Annotated in this window: 8 protein-coding genes; 1 reads left to right on the top strand and 7 read right to left on the bottom strand. The window is 69.2% G+C overall.

The annotated features are described in order from the left end of the window. The 7 genes from HY703_04695 to HY703_04665 form a co-directional block, all read right to left on the bottom strand. Positions 1-252: hypothetical protein (locus HY703_04695; protein ID MBI4544472.1), on the bottom strand; the 252-nt coding region annotated here is incomplete at its 3' end. Further along, positions 249-845, bottom strand: a complete 597-nt coding sequence (gene ruvA / locus HY703_04690) for a Holliday junction branch migration protein RuvA (GenBank protein ID MBI4544471.1) — start codon at positions 843-845, stop codon at positions 249-251. The genes ruvA and HY703_04695, both read right to left, overlap by 4 nt. Further along, positions 842-1,354, bottom strand: a complete 513-nt coding sequence (gene ruvC, locus HY703_04685) for a crossover junction endodeoxyribonuclease RuvC (protein ID MBI4544470.1) — start codon at positions 1,352-1,354, stop codon at positions 842-844. The genes ruvA and ruvC overlap by 4 nt, the downstream gene beginning before the upstream one ends. Next, entirely contained in the window at positions 1,351-2,100 is a 750-nt protein-coding gene (locus HY703_04680; GenBank protein MBI4544469.1) for a YebC/PmpR family DNA-binding transcriptional regulator, read from the bottom strand. The genes ruvC and HY703_04680 overlap by 4 nt, the downstream gene beginning before the upstream one ends. Before the next feature lie 717 nt (positions 2,101-2,817). Then, on the bottom strand, positions 2,818-3,138 hold the full coding sequence (locus tag HY703_04675) for a hypothetical protein (protein ID MBI4544468.1): 321 nt from the start codon (positions 3,136-3,138) through the stop codon (positions 2,818-2,820). Positions 3,139-3,354: 216 nt separating this feature from the next. Continuing rightward, positions 3,355-3,600 carry a type II toxin-antitoxin system Phd/YefM family antitoxin gene (locus tag HY703_04670; protein MBI4544467.1) on the bottom strand — a complete coding sequence of 82 codons (246 nt, stop codon included), beginning with the start codon at positions 3,598-3,600 and terminating at the stop codon, positions 3,355-3,357. Beyond that, on the bottom strand, positions 3,578-3,889 hold the full coding sequence (locus HY703_04665; GenBank protein MBI4544466.1) for a type II toxin-antitoxin system RelE/ParE family toxin: 312 nt from the start codon (positions 3,887-3,889) through the stop codon (positions 3,578-3,580). Before HY703_04665 ends, HY703_04670 begins: the two co-directional genes overlap by 23 nt. Positions 3,890-4,266: 377 nt before the next feature. Here HY703_04665 and HY703_04660 point away from each other — a divergent pair, with 377 nt between their 5' ends. Further along, entirely contained in the window at positions 4,267-4,911 is a 645-nt protein-coding gene (locus HY703_04660; protein MBI4544465.1) for a hypothetical protein, read from the top strand. Positions 4,912-5,533: the final 622 nt, after the last annotated feature.

Here is a 5,533-nt window from a genome sequence, read left to right as displayed (position 1 = left end):
GCGGGACTCGACGGCTACGGCCGCGCTCCCGCCGTTCACGACCACGGAGGCAACCTGCAGGGTATCGCCCGTGGCCGGCTGCGCCGGGGCGATGCGCACAGTCTGGCGCAGTCCGCGAGGCGCGTCCAGCCGAACCACGCCCGCAGCCGCATCGGGGCCGTTCACCTCCTTGGTGCTGCACCCGGGCAGCGCCACCCAGAATGCGAGGGCGCACGACCAGGTCCAAATCCGCCGGATGTTCCCACGGCTCACGTCGCCCCTCCTACCGTTGCCAGCGCGTGCCTGATCAGGGCGACTCCGTCCAGCGCGCCCTTCTCGTCAATGGCGCGGCGCACCGCCGTGGTCGCGGCGGCGGGCGAGTAGCCCAGCGCGATCAAGGCACCGATCGCCTCCTCAGCGCCCCGCCCTTCCGGCCGCGGCCCGGCCGCTGCCACGGCCAGGTCATCCAGCTTGTCCGCCAGCTCGAGGATCAGCCGCTCCGCCGTCTTCCGGCCCACGCCCGGCACCTGCCGGAGCAGCGCCGTGTCCCGCTCGGTGATGGCCCGCACGAGCCGCTCGGGTGAGAGGGTCGAGAGCATGCTGAGCGCGAGGCGCGGCCCGACGCCCGAGGCGGCCAGCAGGCGGGTGAAGATGGAGCGCTCCTGCTCGTCCAGGAAGCCGTAGAGGGCGACCGCGTCCTCGCGCACCACCTGGTAGGTGCGCAACTCGATTTCCGCGCCCTCGCGCGGCAGCCGCTCGAACACTGTATGGGGGATCTCGATCTGGTAGGCGACGCCGCCCGCCGTGAGCACCTCGATGGCCTCGAGCTGCCGGCGCAGCAGCGTGCCCCGCACCCGGCTGATCATGCGCCTTGGGCCGGCAGCCGCAGCGCCGCGAGACGCGGACCGCCGCTGTAGCAGTGGCAGAGGGCGACGGCGATGCCATCGGCGGCGTCCGCCGGGGCGGGCGGCGTCTTGAGCCGCAGCAGTCGCTGCAGCATGTACTGGACCTGCTCCTTGGTGGCACGCCCGCTGCCGGCTACAGCACTCTTGATCTCCGCGGGCGCGTACTCCGCCACCGGCAACCCGCGCAGCGCGGCAACCAGCAGCACGGTGCCACGCACGTGCGCCAGCACCACAGCCGTGCGCACATTGCGCGCGTAGAACACGCTCTCGACCGCTACCTGGTCCGGGGCATGGCGCTCGAGCACCTCACCCACGCCCTCATAGATCTCGCGCAGCCGCTGCGCCAGCGGCGCGGCCGGGTCGGCGCGCACCACGCCGCACTCGAGCAAGGAAACGGCGCCATCGCCACCGTGTGCGACGACGCCGTAGCCTGTGGCTGCGGTGCCCGGGTCAATGCCCAGGACGGTCAAGAGGCGACCTCGGCCAGCGTCGCCTCGTCCACATCCAGGTTCGAGTACACCTTCTGCACGTCGTCCGCGTCCTCGAGCGCTTCCAGCAGCTTGAGCAGCCGCTGCGCTTCCGCGCCCTCCACGTGCACGGCCGCGCGCGGCACCATGGCCAGCTCGGCCTGCTCGACCTGGATGCCGCGCCGGCGCAGCGCCTCCTGCACGGCATGGAAGCTGGCCACGTCTGTGGTCACGATGTACGCCTCGTCTTCACGCTGCAGGTCCTCGGCCCCGGCATCCAGCGCCGCCTCCAGCGCGGCGTCCTCCTCGTAGCGCATGGCATCGAGGTAGATCTGACCCTTGCGGTCGAACTGCCAGGCCACCGAGCCGCTCTGCCCCAGGTTGCCGCCGTGCTTCTCCAGGATATGCCGGATGTCCGCGACCGTGCGCTTCAGGTTGTCCGTCAAGGCCTGGATATACAGGGCGACGCCGCCGGGGCCATACCCCTCGTACGTCACCTCCTCGAAGTGCGCGCCGGCCAGCTCACCTGTGCCCCGCTTGATGGCGCGCTCGATGTTCTCGTTGGGCATGTTGGCCGCACGAGCCGTGTCCACGGCCAGCCGCAGCCGCGGGTTGAAGTTGGGATCGCCGCCCGCCTCGCGCGCGGCCACCGCAATCTCGCGGATCAGCTTGGTGAACGCCTGGCCGCGCCGGGCATCGTTGGCCGCCTTCTTGCGCTTGATCTGAGCCCACTTGCTGTGCCCGGCCACGGGCACCTCCTTACCGGGGAAAAGCGTTGTGCGCGAGGGATTTTCCCGAGAATCGACCGCGTTCAATATACTCCCTAGCCTGGAGGCTACGCTCCACCGGGGGCGCCGTCAAGCCAGCCCTGCCGACGATCTGTGATCCGCCCAACGCCCTGCGCTTCAGGTGCGGCGCGCAGCGCCGTCGGCGGCATGCCGTTAGGCGTCAGGGCTCGGCCACCTCCAAGTCCTTCGCGGTCCACCCTGTCTGAGACCAACGAGCGCGAGACAGACTCAGCCGAGGGCGCCCTCTCCAACGCGAGCGCGCCCCTCGCGATCACTCTGGCGATCACCTCAACGCCACGCTGTCCCGCCTGCCAGCGGGGTCAGCTGTATCTGGTCGAACGCCTCCGGCGAGCGCGAGCACCACTGTGAGGAAGCAGCCCCGCTCCGCTCTCTCGCAAGTCCACCCTGCGGCTGCGTCAATGGCTCCGTCGCTCAGCTCGGCTGCGTACGGCACCCGTCCGCCACTCCACTTCACGTCCAGAAACACCGTGCGGATGAGGCGACCGCCGTCATTGAATCACCGTCTCGCCTCATCCGCTGGCATGGCTCGCCTTTCCCTGAACGCAGGCGATCCACTTCGCTCTGATTGAAAGTCCAAGGGGAGGGCTCGTCGCGCCCTTCACCGGCGCATTGCGTTCAACACCAGATTTTGCCGCGGCTCCGCGCGGCAAGAATCTCCTAGCGCTGCGGCTCCACTCGGTGTGATTCCGGTCGCTGCGCCAGCAGCCGTTCGGCGAAGTCCAGGCCCTCCTGCGTCTGGCTCAGCTCCCGCCGCAGGTCGCTCACCTCGGCTTCGAGTACTTCGAGCCGAGCATGGCGCTCGCTCCCGCCGGGGCCCTGCCGCAGGCGCTGGGCCCATAACCCGAACGCCAACGCGAGCCCGGCGTGAACCGAGGCATGCCACGGCTCGGCTGAGCCAGCCGCGAAGCCTACTGCAACCAAATTGACGACGCTCAGCACGACGGCGATCGGGTACCAGAGCGCAGGTTTGAAAGTCATGTCGAGATCCTGTCGAGTCTGCCTAAGGTATTGGAGCAACGGGCTGTTTCCGCGGTGCTTCCGACTGGTTCCAGATTTCGCAAGGTTTGCCTTTCATCGAAATCTCCGCGCCGCCTAACGTCTCGCGGCTGAGCTGCGGCCGCGGTAACCGTGGTTTCAAGAACAGCATTCCCATGGACCGCGGCCGACAGCTCCAGCCGCGGGTTAGACCGCAGGCTAGATTCGGAGATCCTCTAGTCGTACGCCCTCGCCCCGGCGCAACGCGGCGCGCGCCTGAGCCACGCGCCGCAGGAACTCGGGGTCATGTTCGAGCCGGTACTCGAACCAATCGTCCTCCGAAGCGAACCCGATCAGGACACCCGCCGGCTGTCCATGGCGCGTGATCAGAATCTCTTCTTCGGTCGCCAGGCGCAGGTAACGTGAGAAGTCGTCCTTGATCTCAGCGACCGGGACTTCCCTCACTCGGGACCCCCTCCTGCTCAAGCCATCCTTCCGCCTCGGCCTTGCTGACGATGGCGAGGACTTCGACCGTGCCTTCCCTGACGTCATAGAAAACCCGAACCTCTCCGACTCGCAGCCGGTACTGGGGTCGACTCAGGCCCCGCAGCCGCTTGATCCGGCTCTTGCTGACCTTCGTCGGTTGGTGACGGAGATGCCGCTCCATGCCATCCCGCACCTGCGCCCGAACGAACGCCGGAAGTGCGCGGAGCTCGACCACGGCGTTCGGGGACAGGAGAATGTCGTGGCGCATTCTGGCCAGAATCTAGCCAGACCGGGCACAACCGTCAATGAGCCATCCATGAGGTCTAACGGCTCGCGCGTAAGCTTCGCGGCCCAGGCCTCAAGGAGAAGCGATACGGTCGTCGAGCGGTTCGGCTCCGGCGACGTGCTTAAGCCCGTCATCTTCCGCATCGCGCAGACCTCGAACGACCTCGCCGAGCTCGAGTATCTGGTGCGTTCCACCTTGCCGAACCTTCGGCTGCCTCTCTCATCTCCGCTCGTCTCCAGGCCGGCCTACGATTGGATCCTCCTGGCGCATTTCCAGTTTGCCCGCGGCCGCCTGCGCGCCGCGGACGCGACACCGCCGCGGCGGCGAATCCCGCCTTCGCCCTCGAGTACCGGGCCGCCATGGCCGCGCTCCCGTTCCTCAGCGTGCCGGACGCGCGCCCGGAAAGCCTGCGGGCCTCGCTCGAACGCTTCCTGCCTGCCGCAAGCGAGACCGACCGCATGCGGCCCCTCGCTCGCCGGTACGCGCGCGGACTTCTCTCGCTCCGCCTCGGCCACCTGGCCACCGCCGTGCAGCAGCTCGAGGCCCTGGAGCATTCCTCGGAGGTGACACCGGCCGATCGGGCGACCGCCGCCGCGTTCGCCCGACTGCTGCGCGCCGAGCTGGCCCGAGCGCAGGGCAGGCCGCGCGAGGCGCTCGAGGCTCTGGGCGAGCCGCCGCTCTTCGGCCAGCTCCCTCACTCGGGCCTTCCGCACCACCCCCGGGCGCACGAGCGCTGGCTGCGCGCGGAGCTGCTGCGCGAACTCGGCCGCGAGGAGGAGGCGCTGCGCTGGTACGCGACCTTCCCGGAGAGCGGCGAATACGAGCTGGCGTATCTTGCCCCGTCCCACCTGCGCCGCGCCGAGGTCTACGCCCGCACGGGCGAGCTCCGGCAGGCCGCCCTCCACTACGCCCGATTCATTGGCCTGTGGCGAGATGCGGATGCCGAGCTCCAGCCGCTGGTGCGCCAGCCGGAGCGCAGGCTGGCGCGCCTCGGGGGTCGCTAGGCGCGCCGGCAAAGAGGCAGATCGGGCGGCGAAGACAGCGGTGTGAGCCTGGGCAATCGGTCGGATGGCGATGGCGGGCAGGACGTGACCAGCTTCCGGGCTTCCGGGCCAGTTTGTGCCAGTGAAATAGAAAAGCCCCAGGGTTGAGTGAAGTAGAAAGGCCCTACCCCCCGGCGTTCAGGTTGATGTAGATGCCGCGCTCCGCTTCCCGTTGGTGTCGGGCCGGATCAGGCGCGGAGGCCACGACCGGGGTGGGATGGTGTGGGAGGAAGCGTCCCCTCCCGATCCGGAGGGGGAAGCGCCGCCATGGGTGGTCGGGGCCGAGGGGCCGGCCGGCGGCGCCGAGCCGCCATCCTGCCGTGGGCGTAAACTCCTGGGGGATCGCCCGGGCGTGCCCGAGTCTTTGGGTTAGGTTAGGCCGCGGCTTTTGCGGCCTCCCAGCCCCCGGGCACACGAGGCGCACGAGGCCCACGACGAAATGCTTGACCGCGCCGACCGCCAAGAGTACGTTCGTTTTGCGTGGCTCGCGGTCAGCCGGCTGCTCCGATTAGGCCGCGACGGCTGCGACCTTCGTCGATCGACGCCGCCGCTCCTCGAATCGCTCCCTCGGGCTGACTGCCAG

This window comes from Gemmatimonadota bacterium, from assembly GCA_016209965.1.
In the GTDB taxonomy this organism is placed as follows: domain Bacteria; phylum Gemmatimonadota; class Gemmatimonadetes; order Longimicrobiales; family RSA9; genus JACQVE01.
Note: the sequence above shows the minus strand (reverse complement) of the source record. Positions and strands in the feature narration are given on the sequence as shown.